Source organism: Mesorhizobium sp. WSM4817 (assembly GCF_055811135.1).
This window is the reverse complement of the sequence record NZ_JBVVQQ010000027.1, coordinates 71,564-87,006: the sequence shown is the minus strand read 5'-3', so window position 1 is coordinate 87,006 and position 15,443 is coordinate 71,564. Positions and strand designations below refer to the sequence as shown.

Annotated in this window: 15 protein-coding genes; 2 read left to right on the top strand and 13 right to left on the bottom strand. The window is 54.2% G+C overall.

Going from position 1 to position 15,443, the window contains the following annotated elements; genetic code table 11:
- Positions 1-250 precede the first annotated feature (250 nt).
- Positions 251-964, bottom strand: a complete 714-nt coding sequence (locus AC0L2K_RS28805) for a class I SAM-dependent methyltransferase (RefSeq protein WP_473532989.1) — start codon at positions 962-964, stop codon at positions 251-253.
- A 205-nt stretch (positions 965-1,169) separates the two neighbouring features.
- Complete coding sequence (locus tag AC0L2K_RS28800) at positions 1,170-1,751, bottom strand: hypothetical protein (RefSeq protein WP_473532988.1); 582 nt, start codon at positions 1,749-1,751, stop codon at positions 1,170-1,172.
- A 480-nt stretch (positions 1,752-2,231) separates the two neighbouring features.
- Here AC0L2K_RS28800 and AC0L2K_RS28795 point away from each other — a divergent pair, with 480 nt between their 5' ends.
- The gene (locus AC0L2K_RS28795) at positions 2,232-2,771 is read left to right on the top strand and encodes an acyltransferase (RefSeq protein ID WP_473532987.1); all 540 of its coding nucleotides are present in this window, start codon (positions 2,232-2,234) and stop codon (positions 2,769-2,771) included.
- 34 nt (positions 2,772-2,805) lie between these two features.
- On the opposite strand, the gene AC0L2K_RS28790 is transcribed toward AC0L2K_RS28795, so the two are convergent.
- A complete protein-coding gene (locus tag AC0L2K_RS28790; protein WP_287344710.1) occupies positions 2,806-2,958 on the bottom strand; it encodes a hypothetical protein in 153 nt (50 codons plus the stop codon).
- Positions 2,959-3,408: 450 nt separating this feature from the next.
- Between AC0L2K_RS28790 and AC0L2K_RS28785 the strand changes: the two genes are divergently transcribed.
- Entirely contained in the window at positions 3,409-4,212 is an 804-nt protein-coding gene (locus tag AC0L2K_RS28785; protein ID WP_473532986.1) for a hypothetical protein, read from the top strand.
- A gap of 58 nt (positions 4,213-4,270) precedes the next feature.
- Here AC0L2K_RS28785 and AC0L2K_RS28780 read toward each other — a convergent pair whose 3' ends face one another.
- The 10 genes from AC0L2K_RS28780 to AC0L2K_RS28735 all read right to left on the bottom strand — a co-directional run bounded on the left by AC0L2K_RS28780 (position 4,271) and on the right by AC0L2K_RS28735 (position 15,400).
- Positions 4,271-5,500: an O-antigen ligase family protein gene (locus AC0L2K_RS28780; RefSeq protein ID WP_473532985.1), complete on the bottom strand. Its 1,230-nt coding sequence runs from the start codon at positions 5,498-5,500 to the stop codon at positions 4,271-4,273.
- A gap of 162 nt (positions 5,501-5,662) precedes the next feature.
- Entirely contained in the window at positions 5,663-6,739 is a 1,077-nt protein-coding gene (locus tag AC0L2K_RS28775; protein ID WP_473532984.1) for a glycosyltransferase family protein, read from the bottom strand.
- Between the two features lie 189 nt (positions 6,740-6,928).
- A complete protein-coding gene (locus tag AC0L2K_RS28770) occupies positions 6,929-7,735 on the bottom strand; it encodes an FkbM family methyltransferase (protein ID WP_473532983.1) in 807 nt (268 codons plus the stop codon).
- A 201-nt stretch (positions 7,736-7,936) separates the two neighbouring features.
- On the bottom strand, positions 7,937-9,451 hold the full coding sequence (locus tag AC0L2K_RS28765) for a lipopolysaccharide biosynthesis protein (RefSeq protein ID WP_473532982.1): 1,515 nt from the start codon (positions 9,449-9,451) through the stop codon (positions 7,937-7,939).
- A gap of 60 nt (positions 9,452-9,511) precedes the next feature.
- Positions 9,512-10,258 carry an FkbM family methyltransferase gene (locus AC0L2K_RS28760; RefSeq protein ID WP_473532981.1) on the bottom strand — a complete coding sequence of 249 codons (747 nt, stop codon included), beginning with the start codon at positions 10,256-10,258 and terminating at the stop codon, positions 9,512-9,514.
- A 71-nt stretch (positions 10,259-10,329) separates the two neighbouring features.
- Positions 10,330-11,367: a hypothetical protein gene (locus tag AC0L2K_RS28755; protein ID WP_473532980.1), complete on the bottom strand. Its 1,038-nt coding sequence runs from the start codon at positions 11,365-11,367 to the stop codon at positions 10,330-10,332.
- Positions 11,368-11,402: 35 nt separating this feature from the next.
- The gene (locus AC0L2K_RS28750) at positions 11,403-12,182 is read right to left on the bottom strand and encodes a methyltransferase domain-containing protein (protein ID WP_473532979.1); all 780 of its coding nucleotides are present in this window, start codon (positions 12,180-12,182) and stop codon (positions 11,403-11,405) included.
- Between the two features lie 135 nt (positions 12,183-12,317).
- Positions 12,318-13,073 (bottom strand): glycosyltransferase family 2 protein, encoded by a 756-nt coding sequence (locus AC0L2K_RS28745; RefSeq protein ID WP_473532978.1) that lies wholly within the window; start codon positions 13,071-13,073, stop codon positions 12,318-12,320.
- Between the two features lie 21 nt (positions 13,074-13,094).
- Positions 13,095-14,189: a GDP-mannose 4,6-dehydratase gene (gene gmd, locus AC0L2K_RS28740; RefSeq protein WP_473532977.1), complete on the bottom strand. Its 1,095-nt coding sequence runs from the start codon at positions 14,187-14,189 to the stop codon at positions 13,095-13,097.
- Between the two features lie 101 nt (positions 14,190-14,290).
- Positions 14,291-15,400 (bottom strand): sugar transferase, encoded by a 1,110-nt coding sequence (locus AC0L2K_RS28735; RefSeq protein WP_473532976.1) that lies wholly within the window; start codon positions 15,398-15,400, stop codon positions 14,291-14,293.
- Between the last annotated feature and the right edge of the window lie 43 nt (positions 15,401-15,443).

The window sequence follows — 15,443 nt, the reverse complement described above, 5'->3', positions numbered from 1 at the left end:
GCGGCGAACCAAACGCCTGAACGCCGGAGATTTTGCATAAGCGGGCTGGTCTGCTCCATCATCGACTTTGCCCTCAATTTTCGGGGTACTCGTGCCGTAATCGTAATACTAGTAGTTCATATATTTGTAGGCGTAGTTGTAGTCGAACTTGTTCACTGCAAACTTCGGCCTGAACCCAGGGCCTGAGAGATAGTCCTCGATCTTTTTGCGCAGCTCTTTCATGACTGGCGTCGCCCCCTCCAATTCTGAGCTATTTGGACGAACAAAGCGCTCCGGCCATGTACGCCATATTGCGCACTGCGGTCTTCGGCGCGAATCTGAGAAATTCAGTTCGCAGCTTATATTTCAACCATCCCTTTGACGGGCCGGCCAAGTGCTGCTCATAAGCCAGATCGTGTCCGAACGTCATCAGCCTTTCAAGTTCGAGGCCGGACGTCTTGAGCAGGTTTTCGAATGTCAGTGGGGTGTAGAAATTTATATGCCCATAAGGTCCGGACATGCGGATTGCTTTGCTGAGGTTCCGCGTATGCTCCAAGGGTATCTCGATGTAAAGCTTCTTGCAGACTCTCGCCGCCTCCTGCAAGAACATGCGCTCGTGCTCGACATGCTCGACGACGTGGATCGCGAGGCCGAGATCAAAAGACTTGTCGGGATGCGGGATATGGTATCCGTCGAAAATATCCAGACTAGCCAGGTTGGCAATCTTCCTGGCCTTGATCGCCTCGACGCCGCTTGTCGAAATCTCGACGGCTCCAAGCGACTTTCCTAACCCGTTCTTGTTCAGCTTATCCAAGACGGCACCTTCACCGGCACCAATGTCGAGTATTTTATCGAATTTTTGGCCGGCAATGATCGTCTCGATGTGTCCGACAGATTGCTTGGAAGCGACCTCACGTTTCGCTGCCACCTTCCCATCGGTGTAGTAGTCGTCATAGATGGCAATGATGCTGTCGGCGTTAGCCATGAAAAGTAGTCTCCTTTGAAAACCCATCCAGGACGGGCGCCAAAATTCCTGTGGCCAGCGTTACCAGATTGACCAACGGGACAAAAGCCTTGAGGATTTCGTCTCCTTCAAATCGTCATTGTCTCATGCTATCGACCGAGTCGCACCGCTGGCCAACGCCGCAGCAGCAGTGGGAGACCGTCAAAGACATGCCATTCGTCGAGATTTAGCGCTGGCGTATCGCCTGGATGCACTCGTGCAGCAACGGCTTCCAATGCTGATAGCCAAGCTCTGAAATATGGACACCGTCCGAAAAGCCGGACGAAACCGGCAGCCCGGCATTTGCCATTGAGGCCCTGAACCTGGCGTTCATGTCGAAAACGATTGCCCGTTGGCTCACTGCGCGGATTTCGGCATTCTGGCGTTCGATCAGTTCCCTGCTGAACCGCTCGACGTGTGCCCCTTCCTTGTCGGGCTCGGTAATGGTGAGTATTGCTAGGGGTCGATCCAAGCAGCCGCGTATTAGGGCATCCAAAACGGACCTGAAGTAGATTGTCCTGGACTCCAGATCGTCCCCTTCGCGCAATTCAGCATCGTTGATCCCCCCCCCGACAACAAATCCACCGGCTTTATCCCAAAAACCGTTGGATTTGATGCGACTGACGATCGCTAGGACGTCGGCAATGCGAGACCGGCCAACTGCACCCAGTACAAGGTCGTGTTTTCCGATCTGTGCTTGCGACGTTGCCATCAGACTATCGCCTAACAGCAGGATCGAAGGCTTGGGCGACTTGCTCAACTGAGTCATCAACTCAGCTTCTCTGTCGGTTCGCGACCTTCCCAGGGCGACTCTAATTGGGCCTATGAACGGCTTAAGTGAACGATGCAAATTTGTTACCACCCCAAGGTTGCCCGGAGCACCTTTGCCACACAGGGCCATTCCAGTCTAGGCACCTCAGCCGCCTGTCGCCCGCAAGCAAATGACGGGAACTCGATCCTTGCAAACCGCCGGCTCTTGCCGCAAATGATGCTCGGCGACTAGATTTTAAGGAATGGCCGAGCCGATGACTACGGACTTACCGAGAGAGAAAACCGATCTGCGATTTTCAGTCCAGGTGATCGACAATCGGAGAATCCCGATGGCGATGCTTCAGACGAATGACGAGGAAGAGGCAAGAGGAAAGTTCGAAGATCTCTGCGCCCATTTCTACTGGCGGCACCTCTTCCTCTGCGACGGAGACCACATTATTGAAGATAGACCGGCGCAGAGACCGCTCGGAGAGAATTGATGCCGTTCGTACCGCCTTTTCTCTGTCGCCTGGCAGGGATTAATGCCGGTGCCGGCACAAAGATGAGCATCCGGAGCGCCCGCACGGCCCGCAAAGGCCGCCATGAGATAGGCGAAGGTACCACTCTTAACTGCCACTTCTCCTTCGATCGGCCCGAAGCAAGCATCACAATCGGCCGGGGTTGCTTCATCGGCAAAAGCCACTTGGTCGCGGCGGCCGGTATCACCATCGGCAATGACGTCGTCATCTCCTGGGATGTGACGATCGTTGATCACAACTCGCACTCTCTCGACTGGAAGCAGCGCGCGAAGGATGTGGCCGACTGGCGCCAAGGCAAAAAGGACTGGACCGATGTCGGCATCGCTCCGGTAACGATCGACGACAATGCTTGGATCGGCATGGGCGTGACGATCCTAAAAGGCGTCACAATCGGCAGGGGTGCTGTAGTCGGTGCCGCGTCTGTTGTGACGAAAGATGTGGCGCCCTTTACCACCGTTGCGGGCAATCCAGCTAGGCAGATTCGCGACCTTTCAAAATAGAACTGAGCTATTTAGTAACTGAGCACGGGTCACCTTAGAACGCGCTGGCAAAGAACTCGACCTCCAACTGCGCCATACGATCGTTGCCATTGACGTTGGAATGCAGCCCGTCGGAGAAGAGAGCTTCGCCGACGAAGTCTACGTCCATCGGGACATCGCTCGATCGGTAGCGGTTCCATTGGCTCATGGGTGCGCCCGCCGGTGAAGTTGGAATCCCACCCCGACAATGGCTTGATCGGGAGTATTCCAAGAATTCGGGGGGATCCCGAGGCCACCAAGGCGTTGATGATGTCGGTGGCGGTGGCTACGGTCGTGCCGGAGCCGTTCCGAACTGGTCATTCGTCCCGAGGGCAAGAATCGGTACGATGTTGCCGCCAAACGCTTTCGCGCCGACAACAGCCGCCGCCAAGGCTCAGCTTGACGAATGCGACAGCGTACGGTCATAGGCTTGCATGCTTCGCCCGTCCACCACCCAAGCGGATAATTTCCAGTGTCTATCACGCTTCAGTCAGGAAGTTGTTCGAGACGTCAAGCTAAGCTACCGTTTTCAAAATTCGTCAAGTTCAGGCCCACGAAAATTCAAACCGCGCGAATTTCGTCCGCGTAAAATTCGCAACTCGCGAATCGGATAAGCATCATGTTTTTCAAGACAATATTCTGTGTGATCTGCCTTCTAGCCTGCTCATGGCCCGCAACGGCGGAAAAGCGCGCTCCGTTCAGGCTTTTCGAAGCTATCCGGTTTGCCGGCGGGCCCGATTTGCGGGCGTTCGGGTTCGAGCATCTTACGATCGTGGACCCTCATGTTCTGGGACCAGATGTTCCCGACGCCGGCCAGGTGCGGCAAGCGCTGGCAGTGCCGAGGAGTAACGAATATCTCAATGTCGACGTTGAAAGCTGGCCCCTTGAGGGTCCGGATCAAGCATCGTCCATCGCGAAATATCAGAAGACGCTCAGCGCATTCAGAAAGGCAGACCCGAGCGTAAAGCTCGGACTTTATGCTGTCTTGCCGATCAGGGATCATTGGAGAGCAATCGGCCATCAGGGCGCCGTTGCACTGGACGACTGGAAGCAGCAAAACACCAACCTCGCTTCCTCCCTCATCCCTTATGTCGATGCGCTATTTCCCTCGCTGTACACATTTTACGGCGACAAGGACGCTTGGATAGCCTATGCGCAATCCAACATCGGGGAAGCACGAAGGATTTCACAAGGAAAGCCAGTCTACTGCTTTCTGTGGCCGCAGTTTCATAATACGCTTGCGTTTCTGCCGGATGACCTCTGGTATACCCAACTGGATACTTGCAGGAGGCTGGCCGACGGAATCGTTATATGGGGCACTATCGGTAGCAATTCGCCGTATCGGCCAGCGAAATGGGATGAGAAGGCGGAGTGGTGGCAGGCTACCCGGAGATTCCTGAACGAGCTTGACAAAGCTCCATAGCGGGCTGTGATCGTATTTCAGGCTTATATTCCGGCGCATCCCGGCGTCGAACGGCAGGTTACCCGACCCTACTGGGTGCCCCAAACTGGGCATATGAGCGCCGCATCCCAATTCGGTGTGCCCCCAAATCAAATGACCTCATGGCATTGAAGCGGAAGATCAAGACGGTAATGATGGTCCAAAGGAACGCCGATCCCCAGAGCGACCCAGAAAATTGCGCTCCTACGATGGCTTGCGTGGTCAAAAGCGGCAGAAGCACCAAGCGCTTGTCGGCCAGGAATTTTACCGCCGATGCTATCCTCACGAAAACCGGAATGAATATCGCCATACCGAGAAGCCCCATGGCTTGAAGGATCTCCATGAACATATTATGGGGATACATGAACAGAGGCAGTTGCGTTCCGTAGCCAAACAACGGGTTTTGCTGAAAAAGTTGCCACGATAGCGCAACCGATTCTAGACGATCTGTTGTCGAACGGTCTTCTCCAATCGTCGTCAAGTTAAGCTTATCGAGCAACGGCGTTATGTCCGTGATCGCCAACGCCAATACCGCGACCGCAAGACACAGCAGACACAGGATCATGGTTGTGAATTTAGGGCGGAGCATAGGAAGCACAACGATGCAGCATGCCAAGGCAACAACTGGACCGCGAGCAGCTGCCAGATAAATGGCGAATACCGAAGCGGCAACTACAGCAACAATTGCGATTTTTGCTATTTTTCTTCGGCAAACTCTTATCAGAGTATATGATGCGATAAGTGTAGTTAGTCCGGCGTGACCTATGGAAATAGGATTTAACCGATCGAGAGTAACTCGCTCGGTGTTGTCAAGCCGCACGGCATTGGAGCCAGTATACTGCAGCCAAATGATACTCAGCACGCTCAACGCTCCGACGATGAAGAGTGCCCATGCTACATTGATCTCCGACCATTTGTTTGTTGAAAAACCCAGAAGAGCCGCAGGCACCATCGAAGTGAGAACGGCAAATACAAGGGCGTCCGATGCCCCATCTATTTCGTAGCCGGCATCAATACCAAGCTTCATTGTATAAAGTCCGGCAAAAACAAATAGCCATGCGTCGGCGGACCGCCAAGCTTTCTGCCGGTCTGAAAAAAAAGACAGCCCACAGAGGCCGATTACCAGAGCGCGAAAGGCGATCGATAAGACTTGATCTTCTCTTGCGATCACAGATGTTACGATTCCGACCAACGGATAGCCGGCAATCGCCAAGGCAAAGCTCCAAGCCCACAAATCCTTATGGATCGGAACGGGTTTGCTGACATGCATGATGATGACGGCACCTGTTGAAACAGCTACATCGATACCATGTCTCGTTCAGTCGAGACAATGGGCTGGCGCCGGCCAGCTAATGCGCGTCGCCTAAAGTCCGCCCCTCAGGTTTCGTCCAGTTATCGAGCGACAGGTGAGAACGAGGGTCCAGATAACCCGTTAGACCAGTTCAAGAAACCGCTCATATTGGCGTTTCTTACTGTATTCTTCACGAATCGCGCGGTTCCCGGCCCACCCAATCCTGTCCCAGCTTCCCTCCTCCAGCTGCCGCTCGATTCTTTCCAATGCGTCCTGCGGCTGTTCATAGACGACCATGGTTTCCCCATCGCGCATCGGTGCGGGATAGCTACCGGAGTCAGAGACCAGCAGAGCTCCAGCTCCCATCGTTTCGAAACAGCGCATATTGCCACGGTCAGAGCCTGCCATGTCGATCGAGGCGTTGACCACAATCTTGGCTCTTCCAAGCTGTTCATACATCGCACGCCCGAACACCGGGGGCTCGCTGACTTTGCGGATCGCACGTGGGCGGCGTACAGATTTCAGAGGACCGAACCAGCCAAGCGGCGTCTCGGCGAGCGGCGTGTAGCGTGACAGGTCCAAATGGAAAACAACGCGGTGGCGGCTGGAAAGACTTGCGACAGCTTCCAAGATCTGCCGCCGACGTTGGTGATGGCGGCTGTAGCCACCGAAGAAAAGGACATCGATGTCCCTGCTCCGATTTGCAGCGACGGTATCGAGCTCCGGATCGTGAGCGGGAAAGAAGTGGGCCGTCCTGGCGCCCTGCTCCTCCCAAAGCCTTCGCATTGACGGGAAATTGCAAAGCACAAGATCATAACCTGAAAAATCAATCTTGCCCGGCGCGGCACGCCAGGCAATCTTTCGCTTCACATGTCCCGGCAAGCGGCGCACGAAAGATGCGTCGTAACGAAATGGGTCGAGATTGTAGAAGATGTCTGCCTTATGATGTTCGATCTGGGCGAGAAGGATGTCGGCCAGTGGCGTATCTTGGCCCAGCCCGTTTTCGCTTGCCCAGGCCCGCTGCAGCGAATCATCGTCGCCGTTCGTAAAGAATGCCTCCGGGCGACCCTCAAATATCGGCGAGAGAATATGTGCAGCCCCGTAGCGGTCATTCAGAAACAACTGCATTTGCTGCTCAAATCCACGAATCCCCGCCACAAGACCAGCGAGTCGGGAGCGATAGCTTGTCGAAAGCCCAGAATTTTGAAAAATACGCATGCACAGTCCTTGCTGACATTTCCAAAGGAGAGCAACGACGGACACGTGGCGACCGTGAACCGCCGAGATCGCTCAAAGATCAATCGAACCCTGTGCTACAGTATGGGGATATCTTCCGGAATAAATCCACGGCCGAGTGATCCTAAATCGGATAGTGACTCATGTCGTCCATAAACAACAACCGAAGTGTTACAGGTATTTTGAGGAAAGATCCCTGTGGGCGAACCAAATGTCAAAGCTCGATATTTCCGGAAAGATCTGACGGTACCCCAGGGGTATGAGTTTCGCTTTAAGCGCCGCCATCTTCTCCAGATTGAAATTATGCTCGATGGTAAATAGCCCTACTTTCCTCCGGTTCAACGAAAGGCCCTGGAGAACCTGTAGCTCTGACCCTTCAGTGTCGATTGAAATATAATCGATGTATTCAGGTGCACCATGCTGATCCAGGAGATCATCCATGGTGACCGTATCGACCTGGTATTTCCGGAGCGTTTGATCCCCTCTAGCCTCACGGACGCCTGCCAGGCCGGACAGCTCCCCGAGATGAACGTCCTCTTCGAACACGAGTGTGTCACCGCTCTGGGCTGTCACGGCGCGCGTATCGAGAATTGCTTTTCGTTTACCGCGGATAGCGGATTCAAAGCGATCCGCTGGCTCAGCCAGAATGCCGCGCCACCCAAAATCTCGCTCGAGTAACAGCGTATTGGAAAGCGTCTCTCCGTCACCAACACCGACCTCGACGAAATATCCGTCCCGCTTCTGCTCGCAGGTCAGAACGCACACTATGTCCTGCACCAACTGCGAGTGAGAACCCGAGACAAGTTCCTTGATGAGTTTCCCCCCATCGTTTCCAACAGAGGCACAAAGGAGCGCGGAGGTGACAAGGGGTGTAACCACCTCAGCGGACCGATCGTTCATCCGGGCAAGTTCAAAGTATCCTCTCAAATAATATTCGTCAAACTTGATAGAAGACGCCGCAAAGCTCGGCTTGTTCAAGGCCCTTCCTAGTGAATATATTAGGGGAGCCAAAACTACTGACAAGCTTCTTTTGACTTTTTTCAATTTGTGAGACACGGAACCCTCTGAAAATGCGGCGACAGACGAAGAACGGAGTTTAAAGAACGCACAAAACGCTCAGCGTATACTTCCCCACCATCAACATGTAGCGTCCTCTGGGGCTTGAAACGCAAATCAAGGTCAATTGACAAACTCGAAAGTCAGAGCAGCACCTAAGCAGCAGACTAAAAACATAAAAAAAACGGACGTTAACATCCATTTTGCGTTTCGCTTTATAACTGAAAAATTCTTCAATGCATGACCATTGCCTGCCAGAATTAGAGCGCTGCCAAAGACCAGTCCCGCAGCCAAGCTTGCAACAACACCGTAGCCGCCAAATTTCAGGCCGAGAGGCACTCCAAGCACGATGATCACCACAGCCGCCTGAATTTGGCTAGCCAAATTCCAGCGCATCACGCCGCGGCCCAGGGCAACAAGAAATGACGGAATTGCTAGAACATTTACTCCGAATCCAAAGGCCATCATACAAGTGACGTATATAAACTCCCGCCGAACCTGACCTAGCATAAGGTAACTGAAAAATGGGGAAAACACCACTGCGGAAATACAGACAAACATTCCGCCCAATATTGCTACTTTGGTTGACTTGTCCAGCATAGCGTCGAGCTTCGATACATCATTGCCGATACCCGCCGCAGCCGCAACGAGCGGCTGGGCGCCCGCCGCAACCAAACCGCGCACCTGGTTGAGGAAACGAATGGCGAATTCGTAATAGCCAACGAAGCTCAGGCCACCCCATTGACTGATAATCAGCTTCGCAAGCGGTTCAGTCAGCAAGACAGCCAGCCCACTGGCCTGCAGGCGCAGACCGAAGCCAACCGTTTCCCTGAACACGGACAGTGACCAACTATTTGGAAACAAGCCGAGGTGCGGGATACGCCTGCGAAGCACCGCCCAACCGAAAACTATAACGATGAGCTGCTGCAGAATCTGGGCTAGTCCAAAGCCAATGCCTCCATACCTCGGGATAAGCAGCCATGACGCTAGTAACAAGACAACTGAAGAGCCGCTCACCAGGATCGCCCGCTGGTCGACGCGCTGAGTTCCGTCAATCGCCGAGCAGATAGTTGCCGCGATCGGGGACAGGAATACCGTCCCGATAATTGCAAACGGCATCAGCGCTCTTGCATCAGCGACGTGTCGAGGAGCAACAAACCGATCGATCACAAAGTCGGCCACGATCCACAATAGCACTGCGGCAAACCCATTGAAGGCGGTCGACGTCAAAGTCACTGTATTGATATAACGGACGACAGCATTTTCAAGTTTCGGCTTCGATAGCTCCACTGCCGCAAATCTCGCCAGTCCACCCGAACCACTCACATCCCCTAATCGAGCGACCAGCGATCCTGCCACCAACAAAGACCAAAGCCCGACGCCTTCGATGCCGACTGCGCGCGTCAGAATTCGATACGCACCGAACAAACAAACCATGGCGACAAGCGGCTGCACGAGCGCTACGGCTGCATTCTTGACCAGCCGATTGTCACGCAGGGCCGAACGTATTCTGGAGATCAGCGCCTGGCTATCGCGCTGGATCACTGAGAAGCCTTCGCAAAGGACCAGGCGACAACATTGCCACCCGTCCGGGCGATAGAATTTAAGCTCAGGAAGTGAGGGCGGATTCGCATTCATAAGGCTCTGCACGTTGCTACCGGAACTCGAGCACCGCGTTGGTGCCAGGCAGATCTGGGGCTAAGATGTGCGGAAGTATAAGAAATCCATCTGTTTCAACTGAAATGTACCGGGATTGCGATAACCCGCACACACATCCCAAAGCTCAAATCCGCGCCCGGAAATCATGGCATGCAGGTCATCGAAGGTTTCTTGCCCTTCATACAGCGGAGCGATTGACATCTCGACCAAAATTCCGGTGAAATGACTGAGCAAATCACCAGCGCCTACCAACGCACGCTTTTCTGCGCCTTGCACATCAAGCTTCAACAGAACCCGCCCGGTTGCAAACTTGTGAGCATCGGCAAGCGCATCCAATCTATCGGTAGGTACTTTGATCATTTTGTTGACCCGTGTGCCCGGTGTTGCCGACACGAGTGAGTCTCTCGGCTTCAACAGCGAACTGGTGCTTATGGCATGCGCTACGTTAAACTCCGCCGTACCTTTTTCGTCGGACAGCGCGACCGGTGGCGCCACTTCCCACTGCCGTTTGGATTTGCGAGCGACAGCAACAAGCTGTGTATGCGCCTCCGGCAAAGGTTCAAACGAGACGACACGGCCAGCGTAGCCGGTGTCGAAAAGCTCACGTCCGAATTGGCCTACGTTGGCTCCCACGTCGAGCACCGTATCGACGCTGTGGGTTTCGAGAAAATGGCGAAGCCTTAGATCATTTCGATGTTCCGGTCCGTTGACGCGTACATCTACACCAATTTTGTGCCCTGCTAAGCGCAAGGCCTGCTTGATCTTTGGAGAAAGCGACTTCAGCATCCTAATTTAACCTTACAACAACATTCTTTTAGCAATCGTCTGACTGCCGGAAAAATAATTTCAATTCTATCTTACAAGGCTGTGCTGATCTTCTGAATGAAGTCTGCTCGCCATGCGCCGATGAGTTCCTGTGGGCGCGCTGCTTTGCCGGCGCGCTCGGGCAGATTCATGATTTGCGCACTCGCCATATCTACATCGCCGTAGGTGAGCCGGATCGGCTGTACCCCGTTCTCATCGGTGTAGCGCTCGAGCAATGATCCGGCTCGAATTACCGGACTTACCCCGAACTGAATGCACCGGCCAAAAATCCCGGATGCCTGATCGTAGCTAGGGTCGTAGCAACACCATACATAGTCCGCGACCCCATAAAGACTGGCCAATTCATCGTCGGTAACAAATCGATCCAAACACATGCCGCCAGCAGAAACAAGTTTCTCTGCGGAGTTCCGGCATTGCACATCCACCCGGCCGGCACATACAACAAGGACTTTCTCAGAGATAGACGGATACTTCGAAAGAATTTCCGCTAAAAACGCAAATCCCTTGTCAAGCTTCCCGCTCCCAACGTAACAAAGTACAGACCGACTGCCTGCCTGCTCTTTTATCAGTTGAGACAAGTCACTTTTTGGCGGTTCAATTATTCCATTGCCGTTGTGCATATCCCACATCTGAGGGTCGTGGACCCATGATCGAGCTATCTTCTCGAACCGTGGTTCAAAACTGAACGGCAAGATGGTAAAAAGTGAAACACTGGGGAGGAGCCTTCTTGCTGCAATGAACATCCATTTCTTCAGTCTATGGACAAACTTGCTCGGTTCAAAGCATTGGTTTGGCCGAAGAAACAGCCCTGCGGTGCGCCGACCAAGAAACGACCTGGTTATTGCGACCAAAATAAAGCAAAAATAGCCATCATCGACCGTGGCAAACAAGAGTCTCGGTACTTTGACCATTTTGATCCACAGCCTATACCCGATGGGACCAGTTACAGGGCGAAGGCCAAAAAGAGGCGAAAAAAGGTCAAGATAGGCTTGGCGATGCCCCGCAGGGGCGACTGCATAGACGAGAGCCGGTTCGCCATTTTGCTCTGTACACCTAAGATTTCTTTTCATTCTCAATTCGAAGTTCTTCTACTCTCACAGTTCGGTTATCGGCGAAAACGCGTCCCAGCCTCAGAGTCAGACCTCTGGTCGGTGGGCTTTACAGCGCTGATAACAAAGCCGGAACAGAAAAGGCGCCAGTTCAGGGCTGCGCAAAGATTCTCGAACAAAACGACGGAAAGGTATGCAGGGAGGAAGAAAGCGAAATAGTCGCTCGCGCGGTAAAATGACATGACCGCGACCTGCTCGAACCCTTTACTGCGGAACAACTCCGCCATCTCCGGAGGAGAGCAACGGTCGAAAAATGCCGGATAGCCAGTAACGCCGACGGCCGACGGCCGCAGGTGCGGGATCAGCCATTTTTGAAGGGCCGGCCCGACGAGCCGCAGCGCTACCGAATAAGGATGCCATTTCGACGGAATGTAGTGGTGCATCACGCCGCCCGGCCGTAGCGCTAGAAACATTGCGCGTGCTGCCGATTTGTTGTCCGGCACATGCTCCATCAGCGTGATCGAAATAAGCATGTCTGCCTGGACATCAATTGGTTGCTCGATCGACTGGACAACAAAGCGATCATAGATGCGATAGCAATCGGGTTTTTCTTCGATGTCCAAACCGATATAGGTGAAGCCCCTACCCCGCCGCAGAAGCGGCCGATCAATCCCGCCGACCTCGAGGATCGCCGACGGGCCTAGGCGCGCAATGTCGTTAGCGATACGACGCTCCAACTCCGCTTTGTAAGATGGCGCGCCGAAAATTCTGGGAAAGCGGCGTTCGAGCCACGCTGCGGCGTTCCTGTTCCAGCCAATAAACCTCGTGAGAACCACCGTCTCCCCTTTCTAAACGGGTCTTGCTCACGGATGGTGTTGCGTTCCATCAGTGATGTGCTCCACCATACCTTGATGCCCATCCAAGCACGCTCGCCCAACAGGTAAAAGGTTTCAGGGCCTATATTGTGTGGTCTAACCTCGCCGACCGAAAACGAACTGACTGATTTTCCGCGCCGGCTTCGCCACAAGCGCGTAATCGACCGGGCCTGACCCAAGCCAACGGCGTCGAGAGCGCAGCGCTTCCAGATTGTGCCCGATGTGTGAACGCAGGCTTCTTGTGCTTGCGCCTCCTAACATCATGTCGACCAGGACCTGATCCACGGTCGCAACCCTGAAGCCATGAAGCTCGACGGCCCGCAGCATCCAGTCGTAGTCTGAGGAGACTCTGAGCGTCAGATCGAACGGCCCGATCTTTTCCGCAACGGCGCGTCGAACATAGAAGGTAGGGTGAGCAGGCATCCAGCCCGTACGGAACCCATTTTGAGGCCTTGGCTCCGCCCGCCAGCGGCGAACCACCCGCTTGCTTTCATGGTTATCAACGAAGTCGAGGTGCCCGTGGACAATGTCGTTTTCGGCAAGCGCCTCGCTGATCGAGCCGAGCGCGGAAGCGTCATGGAACGCGTCGTCCGCGTTAAGAGCCCCGATTACTTCGCCCGTGCAAAGCGCAAGCCCCTTGTTCAGAGCGTCATACATGCCTCGGTCAGGCTCGCTGATGATCTGTAGCCCTTGCCTGGCATAGGAACGAACGATCGCGAGCGTTTCGTCGGTCGAGGCTCCGTCGACAACGACCAACTCCTTGGCCTCATGATCTTGGGCAAAAAAACTGTCAAGTGTGTGCCTGATCGTTGCCGCTGAATTCCGGCAGACCGTCAAGACCGAGATTTTCATGTTGAAGCGGTCCAACGTTGCTTACTGTGCTGCAACGCGAATGCGATCCTCGTCCAGGCGCCGGTGTTCGGATTCCCGTCTTACCGTTTCGAGGTCGGACTGAACCATTTCCTGGACCATCGTGGCGAGCGACGTCGTCGCCTTCCACCCGAGAACGCGCTCCGCCTTCGAGGCGTCGCCGATCAGCACCTCTACTTCGGTCGGCCTGAAATAGCGCGGATCCACCTCGATCAGAACGGCGCCCGATTTCGCGTCGATGCCTTTTTCGTCGACGCCGGTACCGACCCACTCGATCTCGATCCCGACCTCGCTGAATGCAAGCTCGACAAAGCGGCGGACCGAGTTCTTCACCCCGGTTGCAAGAACGTAGTCGTCGGGCACGTCATGCTGAAGAATTCGCCACATGCCTTCGACGTAATCGCGGGCATGGCCCCAATCCCGTTCAGCCGACAGGTTGCCGAGGTAGAGCTTGTCCTGAAGACCGAGGCTGATTGCGGCAGCCGCGCGGGTAATCTTGCGAGTAACGAAGGTCTCGCCACGCATCGGGCTTTCGTGATTGAACAGGATGCCGTTGGACGCATGAATATCGTAAGCTTCGCGGTAATTCACGGTGATCCAGTAGGCATAGATCTTTGCCGCCGCATAGGGCGACCGAGGATAGAAAGGCGTCGTCTCCCGCTGCGGGATTTCCTGCACCTTGCCGTAGAGCTCGGAAGTCGAGGCCTGATAAAAACGCGTCTTTTTTGTCAGGCCAAGCAGCCGGACTGCTTCGAGGAGCCGCAATGTGCCGATCGCGTCGGCATTCGCGGTATATTCCGCGGTCTCGAAGCTCACCTGGACATGCGATTGTGCGGCGAGATTGTAGATCTCGTCTGGCTGCACCTCCTGGACGATACGGATGAGGTTGGTGGCGTCGGTCATGTCGCCATAATGCAGCGACAGCCTTACGTCCTTCTCATGCGGATCCTGGTAGAGATTATCGATGCGACCGGTGTTGAACGACGAGGAACGCCGCTTGATGCCGTGGACTTCATAGCCCTTCGCTAGAAGGAGTTCGGCCAGATAGGCACCATCCTGGCCGGTGATGCCGGTAATGAGTGCGGTTTTTCGGCTCATTTCGTTCCCTTCGGCGGCTTTAGAAACACAACGATTAGCATTCTCCAGTCAAACGGTGCAGCGTTCGACCAAATGCAACCAGGCTGAATTCAACTTGGCTATTATCGGGACCCAAACCCGCTTAGCATCGTTTTTAGGGTCCTTAGCACGATAACGATATCGAGCCATGGGGAGAAATTCTTGATGTAATAGAAATCATAGTGCAGCTTCTCGATCTCATCGTCGTCGTCCGACACGTATCCCTGATTCACCTGGGCCCACCCTGAAATTCCTGGACGAACGATATTTCGGTAGCGATAGAACGGCAGCGCCACCGAATAGTGAGAAGTCAACACCGTTGCTTCGGGGCGAGGTCCAATCCAGCTCATTTCCGAGCGAACGATATTTATCAACTGCGGCAGTTCGTCAATTCGGCTCCTGCGAAGGAAGCGGCCGAGCCGGGTAATCCTGCTGTCGCCCGGCCTGGTGACGGCGAGACTGCGAACGTTTGCCGCCTCAGGTGCACTGACCGTCATCGTCCGGAATTTATAGACCGTAAATGATTTTCCGCCGTAGCCTAGGCGCTCCTGGCGAAATATGGCGGGTCCACAAGATTCCAGCCTGATCATCAGCGCAACCAACAACAAGAACGGCGCCAGAATGATCAGGACCAACACCGCGGTCACCCAATCGATCACCTGCTTGATCTTGATATAGGCCTGATTGGGGTTAAGCGAACCCAACGTGTTTTCGGACAAATGCTCGATTTCGACGCGACCCGTCAACGATTCACTGATCTGCTTGACGTGATAGACAGGAACGCCTGCGAGAGCCTGGTCAGCTATATAGCGCTCCCAATCGTCGGATAGCTCGGCACGAAGGTCGGCAACAACGCCGCTTACGCGGTCAATGATAGTTTCGGGGGAACCGAGCCAATGCCAATTCACGCCGCCAATCTCTTCAAGACGACTGACAGCCCCGCCTGGAACCACGGCGAGACTGTACGGATCCAGGCGCCGGCTCAGGACGCTCAAACCGAAATACCAGAAGATCGACAGCGTCAAACTGCCGGCTGCCTGGAACGCGCTATAGTCAATTCGGAACAGGAAAATTCCCAAATATACAAGTCCGTAGGACATGGCAAAGGTGGGCATAATATAGCCGGCAGCCGCAACGCCGGGTAGATTGATTATTCGACGAAAGAAAAAGAAACCTACAGTATGAGCGACCATGCCTGCGAAAATCGTAATCTGAATGTTTGAATAGTACAATATA

What these genes read in the sequence shown, in the direction of transcription:
- gmd (WP_473532977.1), bottom strand. Translation starts at nt 14,189, where the DNA reads ATGAGCCGAAAAACCGCACTCATTACCGGCATCACCGGCCAGGATGGT.
- AC0L2K_RS28760 (WP_473532981.1), bottom strand. Translation starts at nt 10,258, where the DNA reads ATGCTGAAGTCGCTTTCTCCAAAGATCAAGCAGGCCTTGCGCTTAGCA.
- AC0L2K_RS28745 (WP_473532978.1), bottom strand. Translation starts at nt 13,073, where the DNA reads ATGAAAATCTCGGTCTTGACGGTCTGCCGGAATTCAGCGGCAACGATC.
- AC0L2K_RS28755 (WP_473532980.1), bottom strand. Translation starts at nt 11,367, where the DNA reads ATGAAAAGAAATCTTAGGTGTACAGAGCAAAATGGCGAACCGGCTCTC.
- AC0L2K_RS28800 (WP_473532988.1), bottom strand. Translation starts at nt 1,751, where the DNA reads ATGACTCAGTTGAGCAAGTCGCCCAAGCCTTCGATCCTGCTGTTAGGC.
- AC0L2K_RS28780 (WP_473532985.1), bottom strand. Translation starts at nt 5,500, where the DNA reads ATGCATGTCAGCAAACCCGTTCCGATCCATAAGGATTTGTGGGCTTGG.
- AC0L2K_RS28805 (WP_473532989.1), bottom strand. Translation starts at nt 964, where the DNA reads ATGGCTAACGCCGACAGCATCATTGCCATCTATGACGACTACTACACC.
- AC0L2K_RS28735 (WP_473532976.1), bottom strand. Translation starts at nt 15,400, where the DNA reads ATGGTCGCTCATACTGTAGGTTTCTTTTTCTTTCGTCGAATAATCAAT.
- AC0L2K_RS28795 (WP_473532987.1), top strand. Translation starts at nt 2,232, where the DNA reads ATGCCGTTCGTACCGCCTTTTCTCTGTCGCCTGGCAGGGATTAATGCC.
- AC0L2K_RS28765 (WP_473532982.1), bottom strand. Translation starts at nt 9,451, where the DNA reads ATGAATGCGAATCCGCCCTCACTTCCTGAGCTTAAATTCTATCGCCCG.
- AC0L2K_RS28775 (WP_473532984.1), bottom strand. Translation starts at nt 6,739, where the DNA reads ATGCGTATTTTTCAAAATTCTGGGCTTTCGACAAGCTATCGCTCCCGA.
- AC0L2K_RS28790 (WP_287344710.1), bottom strand. Translation starts at nt 2,958, where the DNA reads ATGAGCCAATGGAACCGCTACCGATCGAGCGATGTCCCGATGGACGTA.
- AC0L2K_RS28785 (WP_473532986.1), top strand. Translation starts at nt 3,409, where the DNA reads ATGTTTTTCAAGACAATATTCTGTGTGATCTGCCTTCTAGCCTGCTCA.